The organism is Bradyrhizobium sp. (assembly GCF_035652035.1).
Lineage (GTDB): Bacteria > Pseudomonadota > Alphaproteobacteria > Rhizobiales > Xanthobacteraceae > Bradyrhizobium.
Genome location: NZ_DASREO010000078.1, coordinates 22,260 through 37,302 on the forward strand (window position 1 = coordinate 22,260; position 15,043 = coordinate 37,302).

A 15,043-nucleotide genomic window follows, 5' to 3' on the forward strand; every position below is an offset into this window, starting at 1 on the left:
GGGCGACAGAAGCGAAAGCTTCTGTCGCCCGTTTCGATTTTCGGCGGCCTTCTAGAGCGTTTTCAGATATTCGATCAGATCGGTGCGTTCCTCTTCCAGGAGCAGCCGACCGATGACGCCCGGTTTTCCGGGGCCGGGCTTGCCTTCGAGCGAGTGGCCGAGATTGCTGTTGCCCGGGATCGGCAGCCCCTTCGAATCGACCGTGGAGAACCGGGTTTCGCCCCTGGCACAGGTTTGCTTTTGTCCGGCGTCGACATGGAAGCCAACCTGCTGCGGATCGAAATCGCGCGTGCCGATGCAGAATTGCTTCGGCCGTTGCGCGGCGGGCGTCAGCATCCAGTAGAGCGACGGCACCGAGCCATTGTGAAGATAGGGCGCCGTGGCCCAAACGCCATTCAACGGACGCGCGCGGTAATGGGCTTCCTGGGCATTGCCGGGATTGGGACAGTTCTTTCGCGTTCCCCATATCGCGTCGCGCGCGTCAGGCGAGAGTTTTTGCTCGTCCATCTTCGCCTTCGCCGTGCGGTCGACCGCGATCATCAGCGCCAGCGCATACGGCATTTCGGCGGAAGGCCCGGGCATGTTGGGGCATGCAAGATCGCGCGCCGGCTGGAAGTCGAGGAAGCCGGGCACCTCGACCGTGCGTAACATCAAGATATGGGCCTGGCCGGGATCGGTGCCCATTCCACCGACGCCCTGCTGAACTTCCTCCAAAACGACACTATCCCCGTCCTTTTTCCAATGAGGGTCCTTCCAGAAACTTTTGTCCGGATACTGCGCATCGAACTCGGGATCGTTGACCGGCCCGAGATGGCATTCGACGCAAATCTCGGCATAGATCTTCCGGCCATTCTTGACCTTGTCGGGATCGATCTTCCAGGCGTCTTCGTCGGGGAACATCTCGGACGGCCATTTCGGCGACTTCAAACCGCCAAAACCCTTTGGCGTCTGCTCAAACGGGTTCGATCCCTTCAGCATCTTCTCGATGGCGTCGAGATTTTCGACGTCGACAGAGGAACGAAAGAGCGTTTTCGGCGAATAGTCGGGCGAGACATTGAGCAGCGCGGACACGCCGAGCGCCTCGCCGGCGTTGCGAATGAGCGGCTGCTGGATCGATGCGTCATACTGCGCCCACATGAACCACGGCACGGTCCAGATCGGCGGGAAGCTGACCGGCGCGTCGCGCACGCGCATGTTGTTGTCAGAGACGGCGACGCCGCTCAGCATCATGTCGGTATAGAAAACCTGATTGCCGATCCGGTTCAGCGCATCGAGGCGGCCGTAACCCTCCTCAGTGTCTTGCTGGTGCACTCTGTTGAACAGATTTGTTAACGTGTCCGCCTGCGCCTTCACGAAGACGCCTGCGTCAGTCAGCCCCTTTTTCAACTCAGTACGCTGCGCCTCCGTGGCGTTAGCGCCAAGCACGCGCCTGGCGAAACGATCGAAGCGGCAGGGAAGCAGTGGAACGCAGGGAAGCAACGTATAAGCGATGGAAAGGCCCGTCGCCTTCTCGAGATTCAGCAAGTTCACCATCGCCGGACCGCCGTCATAGCGGATGCTAGTGCCTTTGTAATGAATGCTGCCGGTGTGGCAGGCAGCGCAGGTCAATCCGATCAGATCGGGTTGAGAAATACCGGTTGCGGGGTCGGCCGCACCGACGAGACGCGCAAAGCCGACCGGAAGGCCGTCGGTGTTTTCGACCGGCCACTTGTCTCTCGCCGATGGCGCCGACGGCGGTGCAGTGGAGGGGTCCGCATAGCCGTAGCGAAGCAACGTGGCTTCGTCGGTATGGATGGTCTTGGGACTTGGGATGAAGCCAAAGCGCTCGAGATAATTGGTGGCGCTCAAAAGACCCGGCCGGGTAAACAGATGAATCCGCGGCTGCTCCAGCGCCACGAACCAGGCATAGGGCACTGGAAACGTCTTGGTGCCCTGGCTCACATGGTGAAACCAGTGCCGCTCTTCAGTCGACCAGTTTTGATCGAGCCAGCGCGCCGCCTTGACGGGCGGCATGTTCGGCAGAGGAGGGGGCAGCAACTGCGCGAGCTGGTTCACCGGCCCCGGCAACGCCGCCAGGAACGTCTGAAGTCGGTCCGGAAACTGGGTAATCGCGAGCACGAGCGCCACAAGCACAAGGACAAGCACGGCAGCGGCTCTCTTGACGAACGTGGCAAGGCGGCTCGGCGCCGGCGCAGGTTGCTTCAGCCGCAGCACGATCCGCTGGGGAAATAGCCGCTCCACAAACAGCGTCTTCACTTCCGCGACGCTGAGATAGCGGTTGTCGCCTTCGCCCTTGCCCATGATCTTGAGCAGAACCGGCCATTCGCCTTTCATGAAGAGGCGATAGATCGGGCGTTGATTCCCTACGGCGCGATCGAAATTCGCGTTCATATAGTTCGTGATTTGCTGCGCGTTCAGCCCGCGTTCGCTGCCACCGCCGAACGGGTCGGGGTAATCAGAACCGAATTCGGCAAGGCGCGCGATCTCGGACAAGTCCACCTGACCGTTGACTTCGAGGATCCGCGAACCGGCGCCGTGCTTGTCCAGCGGGCCGTCGCGCAATTCGTCCAATACGGCGCCTGACCACCAGCTCTTGAACAGGCGCAACGGGCTGAGCCCGTTCGCGATCAGCGCAATCCCATAGATTTCCATCCCGGCAAGGCGCTCCTTCACGCCTTTTTCGCCGGTCGCGGATTCAATCGTCGAGGTCAGTTTCGGCAACGGGACGACGTGACCGTCGACATAGCCGCCGGCGACGAGCCCGCGCAAAAACGGGCACGGATTGTCGGGCGATACGGGGATTTGGGAATGGCCTGCGGATGAATCGGCGGGCTGGTCTTGCATGGCCTTCAATCCTCAAAATATGGCGTCATCGAAAGAGGCTGCCTTCGAATGGAAGCCCGAAGAAAGAAATCAAACCGCTATCAGCGCTGCTCTACCTATGGGTGTGGCGGAGCTTTGGCAGAATCCAATCTCGTGTCAACTCTACGCAGGCAAATCGCGGCGCGCAATTTTTCGAATGGTCGCACCGTCTTGCCTGCTCGGTCTATTTGATTTCGCTCAGGCGGAGCCCTTCGGTGCGGTCTCGGCGAGGCTAAGCTCGTCCACTGGAACGCCCGCTTTCAACAATCCTTCCCGATAGTGGGCAATGTCGGCTGCGTTTTTCCAGCGGAAGTTCCGCAGGTGTCGGTCGACAGTCAGGGTCGGGAAGCCGTTCAAAAGAACCGCGGTGGCTTGCGCTGCCTCATCGGTTCGGCCGGATTGCGCCAGCGCTGCGGCGCGCACCGAGAGAAGCTGAAGGTGATTGGGGGTGAGATACATGGCTTCGCGCGCCCATGACAGGCAGGCGTCATATTGCTTTAGCATGTAGTGGGCGAAAGCCAGCAGCGTGCCCCACTTGTACCGCGGGTCGCTGTTGCCACGTTGCACAGCCGTGGAAAACAGCTCGATCGCCTGTTGATACTCGCCGCTCCAGAGATAGCATATTCCAAGTACACCCCGCGCGCCCATGTCATACGGGTTGAGACTGACCGATCGTTTGGCGGCCTCCATGGCGATGTCGTGATTTCCTTCCATCGCGTGCATGTACGCCAAAATGCCGAACGTGTAGGAGGAGCGGGGATCAAGGCGGACGGAGCTTTCGGCCAGGCTCATCGCCTCAGCCCACAATTCCCGGGTGCTCTTGATCCATCCATATTGCACGCCCTGCACCATGATCGTCGCCAGATAGGCGCGTGCAATCGCAAGCGATGGGTCAAGCACGGTCGCTTGCTTGAAGAGATCGATCGATTTTTCGAAATCGGATTTCGTATGCCTGTAATAATGAGACAGGCCCTTAAGGAAGCGGTCCCACGCGGTCGGATCGGCCGAGACGCGCGCCGGGGCCGACGCCTCGGCGCGGAAAATTTCAGGCGCGATCGCTGCCGACAGGTTGGTGGTGAGTTCGTCCTGCATGGCGAAGATGTCGCCGATGTCGCTGTCGTAGCGGTTGGCCCACAGTTGCTCGCCACTTTCTGGAGCGATCAGTTCTGCAGTCACGCGGATCTTGTTGCCGGCGCGCCGGACTGAACCCTGGATCAGATAGGTGGCGTCGATTTCCCGCGCGATCAGCCGCGTCGAGAGGTTCTTGCCTTTGAATGAAAACGTTGCGTTGCGGCTCAGCACGCGGAAGAACGATTGCAGCGACAGCGCGTGGATCAGGTCTTCGGTCAGGCCGTCGGAGAAATACTCCTCCGTGTGGTCGCTGAGATTGACGAACGGGAGCACGCCGACAATGGCGGTGCGATATTGGGCGGGGAGGTTCGATTTGTCGTGAAGGGCGTGACCATTGGTTTCCGATCCGCTCGGATCCCAGGTCCACACGCTGATCGCTTCCTCGATGTTCTTGAAGCGGCGGCTTCCGGCATCGAGCAGGGGAACGTGGATGTGCTTGTTCGCTTCCTGATAGGCTTTGCCGGAAACCGCGACGCCGCCGGGCGTCGCGACCGATTCAAGGCGAACGGCAATGTTGACGCCGTCGCCGAACACCTCGTCCTCGTCGGCCATCACGTCGCCCATGTGGACGCCGAGACGAAATTGCATGAGCCGGTCGGACGGCAGCTGGCTGTTGCGCTCCGCCATCAGGTTCTGGATTTCGATGGAGGACTGAAGCGCGCCGACGACGCTGGGAAATTCCAGCAGGAAGCCGTCGCCGGTGTTCTTTACCAGGCGGCCGCCGTGATTGAGGATGATCGGATAGATCGCGCTGCGATGGGCCTTGAAAGTCGCATGGGTGCCTTCTTCGTCAGCCCCCATCATCCGGGAGTAGCCGGCGACATCCGCGCAAACAATGGCGGCCAGGCGTCTTTCCATCCTTGAGCCTATTCTTCCGGGATAGCAGTCCCGCCGGGGCCAAACTACGCGGTCGGGGGGCCGAATCCAATGCCTTATATAGCGCGAAGATTGGCGCTCTAATGTTCAACCGTGCACAATTGCCTTCGCAATCATGCAATGGATTCCCTTGGATCCGTTAACCGTCTGCGTCACGCGCAGGTCGGCCGCGAGGCTGCAAAGGGTATAGGCATCCTCGCGTGACAAATTCCGCTTTTCACCGATCAACACAATCATTTCACGCAGCGCCCGCACGACGCATTGGTCGAGATCGGGATCCATGGCCATCGTCATATAATGGGTCGGGGTTTCGGCGCGGGGATAACCGAAGCGCAAATCCTTCCGCAGCGTCAATTTGAACCGCCCCTGGAGCGCAGTCTCGATTGCGGTGACGCAAACCTCGCCGTCGCCCTGGACGCCGTGGCCATCCCCGCAGGAAAACAGAGCGCCCGGTACGAACACCGGCAAATAGAGCTTGGCGCCCGGCGTCAGCTCCTTGTTGTCGAGATTGCCGCCCATGGCGCGCGGGATCAGCGAGGTGATGCGGCCCCAGGCGGGCGGCGGCGCCACGCCCATCACGCCGAAAAACGGTGCGAGCGGCAGTTCAAGTCCCCACGGCAACCGGCCCACCATCCGCGTACTGTCCAGCGGAATGTTGATTGACCGTGGTTCGGGGAAATCGTCCGGCAGAGTGCCGGCCAGCGGCCGGATCAGATTGTAACCCCAGTCCTGGCGCAACTGGATGTCGAGGATGTCGACTTCGAGCACATCCCCGGGCTCGGCGCCCGCAACGGCAACCGGTCCGGTCAAGATGTGACCCGGCACCATGCGCTCGTTCTTGGCGTGAACCTCACTCAATTCCGGTGGAACGTGAAAACGGCTGCGATCCGGCACCACCTCGGGTCCGCCGCTGATGGTGTCGATGGTGACCTCGTCGCCACTCTCGATGGTCAGAACGGGTTTCAGCCTGGCTTCGAAAAAGCCCCAATGGCAGGTTTCGGGGCTGGAATGCAGATGGTGTTGCTTCATGACCGGACTTCTCGACTGGAGCTAGTGGTCTCAGCGGGCAGCGTCGCGTATGACGCTCGCGTATGATGCTTGTGGCTAGGCGGGTAGAGAATGTCAAATCTGCGCCGCCAGGAGGGGTGCCTTGTTTTTCGTTCTGTCAAAGACCATCGGCACCATGTTGATGCCGGTCAACTTTCTGATCGGCATCGGGGTGTTGGGTGCGATCCTTCTGCTCACACGTTGGGCGGTACTTGGCCGCAGACTGCTGGTCTTCTCGGCGTTGCTGCTGGCGTTGTGCGGATTTTCGCCTATCGGAAGGCTTCTGATCCTGCCCCTGGAAGAGAGATTTCCACCGTGGGACGCCTCGCACGGCGCGCCCGATGGAATCGTGGTGCTTGGCGGGGCAATCGATCCCGATTTGTCGGTAGCGGTTGGCAGAACGGCCCTCGGCAGTTCGGGCGACCGCATTGTCGCAACCGCTGAGCTTGCCCGCCGCTATCCAAACGCTCGCATCATTTACTCCGGAGGCAACGCCAATCTGATTGGCGATGCCTCTCGAAAAGAAGCCGACTATGGGCTTGCCATGCTCGAAGAGCTCGGCGTCGCGAAAGCGCGCCTGACCGCAGAGCGGCAGTCACGCAACACGGTTGAAAATGCGGAATTCGCCAAAGCCGTCGCCAGGCCCAAGGAAGGCGAGCGCTGGCTACTGGTGACATCTGCCTATCATATGCCGCGCTCGATGGGCCTGTTCCGCAGAGCGGGATTCAAGGTCGAGGCTTATCCAGTCGACCGGCGCGCGAGCAGATCCGAGGCTTTCTCATTTTACTCCGTGGCAATGTACGGCCTGGAACGCACCGATATCGCCATGCGCGAATGGATCGGCCTCACGGCCTACCGGCTGACCGGCAAGATCGATCAGTTCTTTCCTGGACCGACAGAAAAATAGCTGCAAAAGCCAGTGTCGCAACGACCCGCCAATCTGATTAGGATGCGCGTGGCACAATCAAGAATGCCGATCGCAGGAGCAGCCGCCATGCAGCAGCAGAAATCATCGGAGACGTTCGATCCCACCGCCATGGTGGCTGATCTCAACAGCCTGCTTCGCCTGAAGACGACGGTGATCGGCATCAAGATGTTTGCGACCGTCGAGGAAATGACGGCGATTCCCAAGATCAGACGGCCGACGGCGATCCATACCACCGACCAGATCGTCAGCATGGCCTCTCGCCTCGGCTGGACTGTCGGCATCACAGGCGACGATCTCGTCGGTGCGCAATGCCGCGCGGTGATCGGCTTGGGTCCGCAGGACGAGAAATGGCTCGCCGGCGCGAACTACGTCGGGGTGTGGCACGGCACCGCGGAGGATGCGAAAAAGCGTCAGCAAGCGCTCGATGTCGTGCCGTTCGGCCGATATCAGGCGATGGCGGTGAGCCCGCTCGTGAGTGGTCGGCTGAATCCGCCGGATATCTGCCTCGTCTACGCGACGCCTGGCCAGATGATCATCCTGATCAACGGGCTGCAATATACCGGCTACAAGAAGTTCGAATGGGGCGTCGTCGGCGAGACGGCGTGCGCGGATTCGTGGGGGCGGGCGCTCAAGACCGGCGAGCCCTCACTGTCGCTGCCGTGTTTTGCCGAGCGCCGTTATGGCGGCGTGCCCGACGAGGAAATGCTGATGGCGCTGAAGCCCTCCGACCTCGCCAAAGCCATCGCCGGGATGAGGCAGCTCGCCAAGAACGGTCTGCGCTATCCGATTGCGCCCTACGGCATCCAGAGCGACGTGCGCGCCGGCATGGGCGTGTCGTACGGGAAGAAATAGCTTGTCATTGCGAGCGAAGCGACGCAATCCAGAATCAGGAAGAGAGCTGGATTGCTTCGTCGCTGCCGCTCCTCGCGATGACTTTGGTTAAATGGAAGCATGAAATGAGCGTATCGAAAAAATTCGACATCGTCGTTTATGGCGCAACCGGATTCACCGGCCAGCTCGTCGCCGAATATCTGGCCGCGCACTACAAGAACGACGCGTCGTTGAAATGGACGATGGCAGGGCGCAACCTCGACAAGCTCGCCAAAGTGCGCGACGCCATCGGCGCGCCTGCGGATACGTCGTTGATCGCAGCCGACGCCAGCGATCCGGCGTCGCTGAAGGCGATGATCGATCAGACGAAGTCGGTCATAACCACCGTCGGTCCATATCAGTTCTACGGAAATGAATTGGTCGCGGGCTGCGCGGCCTCGGGCACCGACTATTTCGATCTTTGCGGCGAGCCGGTGTGGATGCGGCAGATCATCGAGGCGCATGAAGCCGTCGCAAAATCATCCGGCGCCAGAATCGTGTTTTCATGCGGCTTCGACTCGCTGCCTTTCGAACTCGGCGCGTTGTTCGTGCAGGAGGAAGCCAAGCGGGTCTTTGGCGCCGCCGTCTCGCGCGTCAAAGGGCGCGTACGCGACATGCGCGGGACGCTGTCCGGCGGTACGGCTGCGAGCGCCAAGGCGACATTTGATGCCGTCGCGAAGGATCTCAGCCTTGTCGCCATTCTCAATAATCCGTTCGCGTTGACGCCGGGTTTCGAGGGACCGAAACAGCCGCGCGGCAACAAGCCGATCTATGAGGAGGACCTGAAATCCTGGGCCGCGCCCTTCATGATGGCTCTGATCAACACGCGCAACCTGCACCGCTCCAACATGCTGATGGGTTTTCCTTACGGCAAGGAGTTCGTCTACGACGAAATGGTTTTGACCGGACCTGGTGAGAAGGGGGAGGCGATCGCCAAGCGCGTCATGGCCGCCAACACCGAGAAGACTGGGCCGAATGCGCCGAAGCCCGGCGAGGGGCCTTCGAAAGAAGAGCGTGAGAACGGCCGGTACGATCTGCTTTATGTGGCGACCGCCGCCGACGGCCGCCAGGTTCGCGCATCAGTCAAAGGCGATCGCGATCCCGGCTACGGGTCGACGTCGAAGATGATTTCGGAATGCGCGATCTGTCTGCTGCGTGATGCGCCCGATGTTCCCGCCGGGATTTGGACGCCGGGCGCGGCCATGCAGCACAGACTGATCAAGCGGCTTGTCGATCACGCTGGCCTGACGTTTCAGGTCGAGGCCTAGACCCGCGCCCCGCGTCATAGGCGTACATGAAATCCATCCCTCGTGACGTGACCGGGATCAGCATCTTGAGCATCCGGTCGCGGATCCAGGCGCCTGTCGCACTGAATTCGCGCTTGCTGTTGCCGTTGCGGCGGGCGATCGCGACGATGCGTTCCGCGCGCGGCCGCCGTTCCTCCTCAAAAGCCTGGAAGTTCTGGCCGAGTTCGCGGCCTTCGCGTATGAGGCAGCCAAGCTTCATGGCGTCCTCGAGCGCCAGCGATGCGCCCTGTCCCGCATGCGGGCTCGTTGCGTGCGCGGCATCGCCAATCAGGAGCGTGCGGCCGCGCGACCACACCGGCAGTGTGGCGACATCGAGCGTGTCGGTGACGACGATGTTTTCAGCGGCGTGCAGAATGCTCGGGATCGGTTCATGCCAGCCGGCATGGAAATCGAGCAGGTGACGCCGGATCGCTTCCTGGTCCATCGCGCGGTAGGCCACAGCGTCGAGACCATGGGACGGCTGCGTGCTCCACCACATTGCGCCGTCCTGCGGGTTCGGACTGCAAAAGCCGTAACCGAAGAAGCCGCTCTTTCCGAAGGTCGCCTCGACGCGCTGCCCGATTCCGGTACCCTCGATCAGCGCCCGCGGCACAAAGCCGCCGAAGCCGATCAGTCCGGTGTCGAACGGTCGCGGCCCGTCGGGGAGGACATGCTGGCGGACGATCGAGTGCACACCGTCGGCGCCGATCAGAAAATCGCCTTCGGCGCTGCTGCCATCGGTGAAATGCGCGACAATTGGCCGGTCGGCGCGGTCCTCGATGCGAGCGAGCCGCTTCTCGAAGCGCAACTCGACGTTTTCGCACCAGGCCTTGTTGACGAGCGCTTCCAGCAGCTCTGATCGCCGCATATTGACCGCGGGCCGGCCGAAGCGCTCGACCATGTTGCGGTTGATCGAACCGATCTTGCGGCCGGATTGCGAGCGGAAGTCGAAGGACTCCGAAATCGAGCCTGCGGCGATCATGTCGTCGGCAATACCAATCTCGGCCAGAACGCGCATGCCGTTGGGCGCGATTTGCAAACCTCCGCCGATGCCGGTCGAATAGGGCCAGGCCTCGAACAGTTCGGCGTCGAAGCCGGCACGCTTGAGAAGGATCGCGGTGGCGGAGCCGGCAATGCCGGCACCGATAATCAATGCTTTACGAGGACGTTGCAGCATGACTTGCTCCTGATGTCTCAGCGAGGTAAGAATGTAAGGCGGCTGATTATCTTATCTTACGTACTAAGATATCAAGTTGCTAAGAGAGTGGATCGGCTTTGTCAAGAGGAAAAGTGCGCACCGCGCTGATGCAGGAACTGGAGCACGCGATGCGGCGTGCCTCGGGGATCGGCGCTATTTTCAGTCAGGCCGTTGCCGACTACGCGGGCATTTCAAGTTCCGATCTCGAATGCCTCGATTTTCTCAATCTGGAAGGGCGCGCCACCGCCGGAAGGCTGGCCGAAGTGACGGGCCTGACCACCGGCGCCATTACGGGTGTGATCGATCGGCTCGAGAAAGCCGGTTTCGTCAAGCGAGAGCGTGACGAGCAGGATCGGCGCAAGGTTTTCATCGTCCTGATCCCGCAAAATATCGCGCGGATCGGCGCCCTCTACATGCATATGCAGCAGGCAATGCTGAAGAACTGGGAAAGTTACTCCGACGATGAGCTGCGGCTGTTGCTTCGATTTGCCACGCAGGGCTACGAGACGATGCTGGCAGCGGCCGAAGAGCTCAAGAAAACGATCGCAAACGAGCCGGCGAAGGGCCGGTCGGCTAGGAAGCTGCGGCCGAAGAACTAGGCTGTAACGCAGGTGCAGCCTTGTAAGCCTGCGCTGCTGCGAACATGCCCCACATCGTACCTAGCATCATCCAGAAGTGACGCCAGTGGTCGGTGTCGATGATGAACGCTTCGCCGGCGGTCCCCAGGAACGCCGCTAAGATCGCCAGATACATGCGCTGCCAGGGCACCGGCGTCAGCACATGGCGAAATCCCATGATGACCGTCACCGCGATCAGGGTCGGGTAGCAAATCCCCGACAACCATCCGCCCGACATGAAGGCGTTCAGATAGGAGTTGTGGGTGTCTTCCGGAAAGTAATTGTGGAATTGCAAGGGACCGATGCCGAACGGCAGGTCGAGCGCCATCTGGGCGCCGAGAATGTGCCGGCCGAAACGGCCGAAGCGGCCTTCGTCGTAGCTCTGATCGAAGCTTGCGCGCTGCTTGAACATATCGGCGATGGAATCGAACGACAGCAGGATCGCGAGCAGCAACACCAGCAGGACGACGGCCGCGACCGAGATGACCACGATCCGCCTGCGTTGCGCCGGCGTCCGGCTGGTCAGGAACATCATCGCCAGCATGAACGCAGCCGTGATCGCAAGTCCACCCCAGGCGGCGCGGGAGAAGGCAAACAATATGGCGAGCGCCATGATGGCGAACGCAACCGCGTTGCGGCTTGCTTTGGCAAAGGGGTCGGCGACTACGCTTTGTAGCGTGAACAGCGCCGGCAGGATCAGGAAGGCGCCGAGCACATTCGGATCCTTGAAGGTGCCGCGTCCCCGTCCATAGAGCGTCAGCAGGTCATGTCCGCCGGGCACCAGATTGAGGTAGCCGGCGATGGCCGATATCGACGCAATCACCGCGCCGACGATCAGGCCGCGGCGAAGCATGTCGAGCCGCGCTTCGGTGTCCTCCGACATCACCATGGCGAAGAACACCACGGTGACCGCCATGTACCAGGACGTGGCGATCCAGTTCGCGACTTCCGGTTTGTCGTAGAATGGAATGGCGCCGACGCTGTAACCAATGTTGATCAGCGCGAGCAGCAGAAACAGCGGCACCAGCACGATCCGCATGCGCATGCCGGTGGCGCAGAACAGCACCGCCGCGCCAAGCGTCATGATCTCGTAGGGACTGGGCTCGATGAACACGATCGCGCCCGACGCTGCGACCAGCCACACCAGCGCGCGCTGGAACGCCAGAAGGCGCGGCGAAGCCGTCATGGCCGGAAGGGGACCGGCGATCGCCATATACGCCATCGACATTTCGGTTACTCAAACTCACGCAACACGCGCCGGAATACCCACCGAGCGCAAAATCAATAGGCGTTCTCGTTCTTCGTCAGCAGCGCCAGGGGGGTCTTGAGCAGGATGAAGAGGTCGAACAGCACCGACCAGTTCTCGATGTAATAGAGATCGAACTCGACGCGCTTCTGGATCTTCTCTTCGTTGTCGATTTCGCCGCGCCAGCCGTTGATCTGCGCCCATCCGGTGATCCCGGGCTTGACGCGGTGACGCGCGAAATAGCCGTCGACGGCTTCATCGAACAGCTGGCTCTGCAGTTTGCCCTGCACCGCGTGCGGACGAGGACCGACCAGCGAGAGATTGCTCTTGAACACCACGTTGAACAGCTGCGGCAGTTCGTCGAGGCTGGTCTTGCGAATGAAGCGGCCGACGCGGGTGACGCGCTTGTCGTTCTTGGTCACGACCTTGGAGGCGAGGGGATCGGCCTGATCGTGATAGAGCGAGCGGAACTTGAAAACGTCGATGCGTTCGTTGTTGAAGCCGAAGCGCTTCTGCCGGAATAGCACCGGGCCAGGACTGTCGAGTTTGACGGCAAGCGCGACCAGCGCCATCACGGGCGCCGCGAGCAAGAGAACGATCGCGCCGACGAAATGGTCGAACATCCACTTCATCACCAGATCCCAGTCGGTGATCGGTGCTTCGAACACGTCAAGAGTCGGCACCTTGCCGAGATAGGAATAGGAACGGGGACGGAAGCGCAGCTTGTTGGTGTGCGCCGACAGTCGAATATCGACCGGCAACACCCACAACTTCTTCAGCATGTCGAGAATTCGCGTTTCCGCCGAAATCGGCAGTGCGAACAGCACGAGATCGATGCGGGTGCGGCGGGCGAATTCGACGATGTCGTCGACTTTGCCGAGCTTCGATTTGCCGGCGCAGGTATCGAGCGAACGACCGTCATTGCGATCGTCGAACACGCCGAGGATGTCGAGATCGGAATCGGTCTGTACTTTCAGCGCTTCGATCAGTTGTTCGCCATTCTCGTCGGCACCGACCACGACGGTACGGCGGTCAAGGCGGCCCTGGCGCGCCCAGTACCGGACCAAGGTCCGCAGAAACAGCCTCGCGGAGATCAGCGTCGCAAGCCCGATGAAGAAAAATGAGGACAGCCAGAGGCGCGAAATCTCGTTACCGAGCTTGGCAAAGAACGATACGCCGATGAACAACAGAAAAACGAACGCCCAGGACGAGATCATGCGCGTCATCTGGCGAAGCTGGCCGCGGAAGATCTGGACGTCATAGATGTCGGCGGCCTGGAAGCAGACCACGGCCGCGAGCGTCATCATCAGGATCGCCGCGACATACTCCCAGCGGAAACCGGCGATCGGGGCGACATAACCGAGATAGAGCCCAATGCCGATTGTGCTCAGCATGACAAAGTCGGCGATCCGAACGACGCCGGCGATCACGATCGGTGAATAGGCACGGCGGACCTTCTGGCTGGCGACGGTGAGGGCAGCTTGCGAAAGCCTACGCCTGCGTTCGACCGGCACTGCGCCCGCGGTGGCGGTCGCTGATGCCGCCACGGCGTTTAACATCGAACGTGCATTAACCGGTTCCACTTTGATCCAATCCGTGCTGACGCAAAATGAATATAAGCCGGCGCGCGAAGCGCCTAAATCCGTCAGCCTCGGCTTAGATGAGAAATCGGAAGAAACGGTTATCGGCGTAAGGAATGGTTAACGTCTGGCAAAAGCCTCGCGATAGCTCGCAAGCACGCCCTCGACCATGGCCTTTTGCGAAAAGTGCATGAAGATTCGCTCGCGAAGCTCTTTGGCGCGGGCCGCGGCAGACGGCGGATCGCCGAGAGAGGCTTCGATTGCATCCGCCATGGCGCCGACGGAGTTTGGCGCAAACAATGCGTCCCGATGCTCGCCGAAAATCTCCGGGATGCCGCCGACGTTGGCCGCAACCATCGGAATTCCGGCCGCCGCCGCCTCGATCACGACGTAAGGCATCGAATCTCCCCGCGAGGGCACGACGAGGAGTTTGCCCTTCGAAAATCCGAAGCGCGCCTTGACGTGGCCGATAAAGCGTACCGCCTCGCCCAGTCTGTGCTTTTCGATCAGGGCTTTGAGGGCACCGAGCTCTTCGCCATCGCCGGCAAGTGTCAGCGTCACCGGCTTGCCGTCCGCGCGCAGCCGCGCGACGGCCTCGATCAAAAGGTCGGCGCCCTTGATGTGGCGGAACTCGCCGACATAGGCGACATCGGTCGCGTCGGTTGCCAGGGTCACGGGATCGAACTCGGCGGCGGTCACGCCGTTGAAAACGCAACGCACGATGCCAACGCTCGGCGTGCCGATGGTGCGCTGATAGGTGTCGCGGGCGAAAGCGCTTTCAAACAGAAAGAGCTCGGTGTTGTTCATCAGCGTGCGCTCGAGGCGGCTGTAGAACGCGCCCTTCCATGTCGAGAGCGGATAATGCAGCGAGCCGCCATGCGGCGTGTAGACGCGGATGAACCGCTTCGACTTGCCGATCATGCGAATGAAGGCGCCGGCCTTGGCGCCGTGTCCGTGCAGCACATCCGGCCTCAGTCGCGCGACCAGATACATGAAGCGCAGCCAGACGAGGGGATCGCGGGGGTGGGGTTCGCGGTGGATTGCGACACGCCGAACCCCGAGTTTCAGCCGCGGTGCGATCTCGGCAAGCGCCGTGTTGGCGCGCTCACCGCCGGTCAGACTGTCGGCAATGATGCCGACGTGATGGCCTGCGTCGATCTGCCCGTTGGCGAGATCGATAATGTGACGAAAGATTCCGCCGACAGGCGCACGCACGGCGTGGACGATGCGGAGAGGCCGGTCTGCGATCTCGGCCATGACTAGAACCAGCGTTCGCCGACGAGGACGGTGTCGCCGGGACTGATCGGCGTGCCGAGCGGCACCACGGTGCGGCCGGCATTATGGGTCAGCGTGACGCTGTCGCGCCTGGCGCGCGGCGAAAAGCCGCCGGCGATCGCGACCG

General features: G+C 61.2%; 11 protein-coding genes and 1 pseudogene. 4 read left to right on the forward strand and 8 right to left on the reverse strand.

What is annotated here, in order from left to right; genetic code table 11:
* Positions 1 to 51: 51 nt before the first annotated feature.
* From VFB05_RS21360 to VFB05_RS21370, 3 genes are all read right to left on the reverse strand, one after another.
* Positions 52 to 2,844, reverse strand: a complete 2,793-nt coding sequence (locus tag VFB05_RS21360) for a di-heme-cytochrome C peroxidase (protein WP_325015870.1) — start codon at positions 2,842 to 2,844, stop codon at positions 52 to 54.
* A gap of 216 nt (positions 2,845 to 3,060) precedes the next feature.
* Positions 3,061 to 4,851, reverse strand: coding sequence for an adenylate/guanylate cyclase domain-containing protein (locus tag VFB05_RS21365; RefSeq protein ID WP_325015872.1), 1,791 nt, complete (start codon positions 4,849 to 4,851; stop codon positions 3,061 to 3,063).
* A gap of 105 nt (positions 4,852 to 4,956) precedes the next feature.
* Positions 4,957 to 5,898, reverse strand: coding sequence for an acetamidase/formamidase family protein (locus VFB05_RS21370; RefSeq protein WP_325015874.1), 942 nt, complete (start codon positions 5,896 to 5,898; stop codon positions 4,957 to 4,959).
* Between the two features lie 121 nt (positions 5,899 to 6,019).
* On the opposite strand from VFB05_RS21370, the gene VFB05_RS21375 reads away from it, so the two are divergent.
* The 3 genes from VFB05_RS21375 (at position 6,020) to VFB05_RS21385 (ending at position 8,982) form a co-directional block, all read left to right on the forward strand.
* The gene (locus VFB05_RS21375) at positions 6,020 to 6,823 is read left to right on the forward strand and encodes a YdcF family protein (RefSeq protein WP_325015876.1); all 804 of its coding nucleotides are present in this window, start codon (positions 6,020 to 6,022) and stop codon (positions 6,821 to 6,823) included.
* A gap of 87 nt (positions 6,824 to 6,910) precedes the next feature.
* Complete coding sequence (locus VFB05_RS21380) at positions 6,911 to 7,696, forward strand: DUF169 domain-containing protein (RefSeq protein WP_325015878.1); 786 nt, start codon at positions 6,911 to 6,913, stop codon at positions 7,694 to 7,696.
* A 104-nt stretch (positions 7,697 to 7,800) separates the two neighbouring features.
* Complete coding sequence (locus VFB05_RS21385; protein WP_325015880.1) at positions 7,801 to 8,982, forward strand: saccharopine dehydrogenase family protein; 1,182 nt, start codon at positions 7,801 to 7,803, stop codon at positions 8,980 to 8,982.
* On the opposite strand, the gene VFB05_RS21390 is transcribed toward VFB05_RS21385, so the two are convergent.
* The gene (locus tag VFB05_RS21390; protein WP_325015882.1) at positions 8,933 to 10,177 is read right to left on the reverse strand and encodes an FAD-dependent monooxygenase; all 1,245 of its coding nucleotides are present in this window, start codon (positions 10,175 to 10,177) and stop codon (positions 8,933 to 8,935) included. The genes VFB05_RS21385 and VFB05_RS21390 overlap by 50 nt on opposite strands.
* Positions 10,178 to 10,326: 149 nt before the next feature.
* On the opposite strand from VFB05_RS21390, the gene VFB05_RS21395 reads away from it, so the two are divergent.
* Entirely contained in the window at positions 10,327 to 10,797 is a 471-nt protein-coding gene (locus tag VFB05_RS21395) for a MarR family transcriptional regulator (protein WP_325015893.1), read from the forward strand.
* Here VFB05_RS21395 and VFB05_RS21400 read toward each other — a convergent pair.
* From VFB05_RS21400 to VFB05_RS21415, 4 genes and pseudogenes are all read right to left on the reverse strand, one after another.
* Entirely contained in the window at positions 10,772 to 12,037 is a 1,266-nt protein-coding gene (locus VFB05_RS21400) for an O-antigen ligase family protein (RefSeq protein ID WP_325015895.1), read from the reverse strand. The genes VFB05_RS21395 and VFB05_RS21400 overlap by 26 nt on opposite strands.
* Positions 12,038 to 12,096: 59 nt before the next feature.
* On the reverse strand, positions 12,097 to 13,644 hold the full coding sequence (locus VFB05_RS21405; protein WP_325015885.1) for an undecaprenyl-phosphate glucose phosphotransferase: 1,548 nt from the start codon (positions 13,642 to 13,644) through the stop codon (positions 12,097 to 12,099).
* A 117-nt stretch (positions 13,645 to 13,761) separates the two neighbouring features.
* Positions 13,762 to 14,898: a glycosyltransferase family 4 protein gene (locus VFB05_RS21410; RefSeq protein WP_325015887.1), complete on the reverse strand. Its 1,137-nt coding sequence runs from the start codon at positions 14,896 to 14,898 to the stop codon at positions 13,762 to 13,764.
* Between the two features lie 2 nt (positions 14,899 to 14,900).
* A pseudogene (locus VFB05_RS21415) lies at positions 14,901 to 15,043 on the reverse strand (polysaccharide export protein); the annotation flags it as partial.

Coding starts and splice junctions, on each gene's coding strand:
- VFB05_RS21360 (WP_325015870.1), bottom strand. CDS start 2,844: ATGCAAGACCAGCCCGCCGATTCATCCGCAGGCCATTCCCAAATCCCC.
- VFB05_RS21365 (WP_325015872.1), bottom strand. CDS start 4,851: ATGGAAAGACGCCTGGCCGCCATTGTTTGCGCGGATGTCGCCGGCTAC.
- VFB05_RS21370 (WP_325015874.1), bottom strand. CDS start 5,898: ATGAAGCAACACCATCTGCATTCCAGCCCCGAAACCTGCCATTGGGGC.
- VFB05_RS21380 (WP_325015878.1), top strand. CDS start 6,911: ATGCAGCAGCAGAAATCATCGGAGACGTTCGATCCCACCGCCATGGTG.
- VFB05_RS21385 (WP_325015880.1), top strand. CDS start 7,801: ATGAGCGTATCGAAAAAATTCGACATCGTCGTTTATGGCGCAACCGGA.
- VFB05_RS21390 (WP_325015882.1), bottom strand. CDS start 10,177: ATGCTGCAACGTCCTCGTAAAGCATTGATTATCGGTGCCGGCATTGCC.
- VFB05_RS21395 (WP_325015893.1), top strand. CDS start 10,327: ATGCGGCGTGCCTCGGGGATCGGCGCTATTTTCAGTCAGGCCGTTGCC.
- VFB05_RS21400 (WP_325015895.1), bottom strand. CDS start 12,037: ATGGCGTATATGGCGATCGCCGGTCCCCTTCCGGCCATGACGGCTTCG.
- VFB05_RS21410 (WP_325015887.1), bottom strand. CDS start 14,898: ATGGCCGAGATCGCAGACCGGCCTCTCCGCATCGTCCACGCCGTGCGT.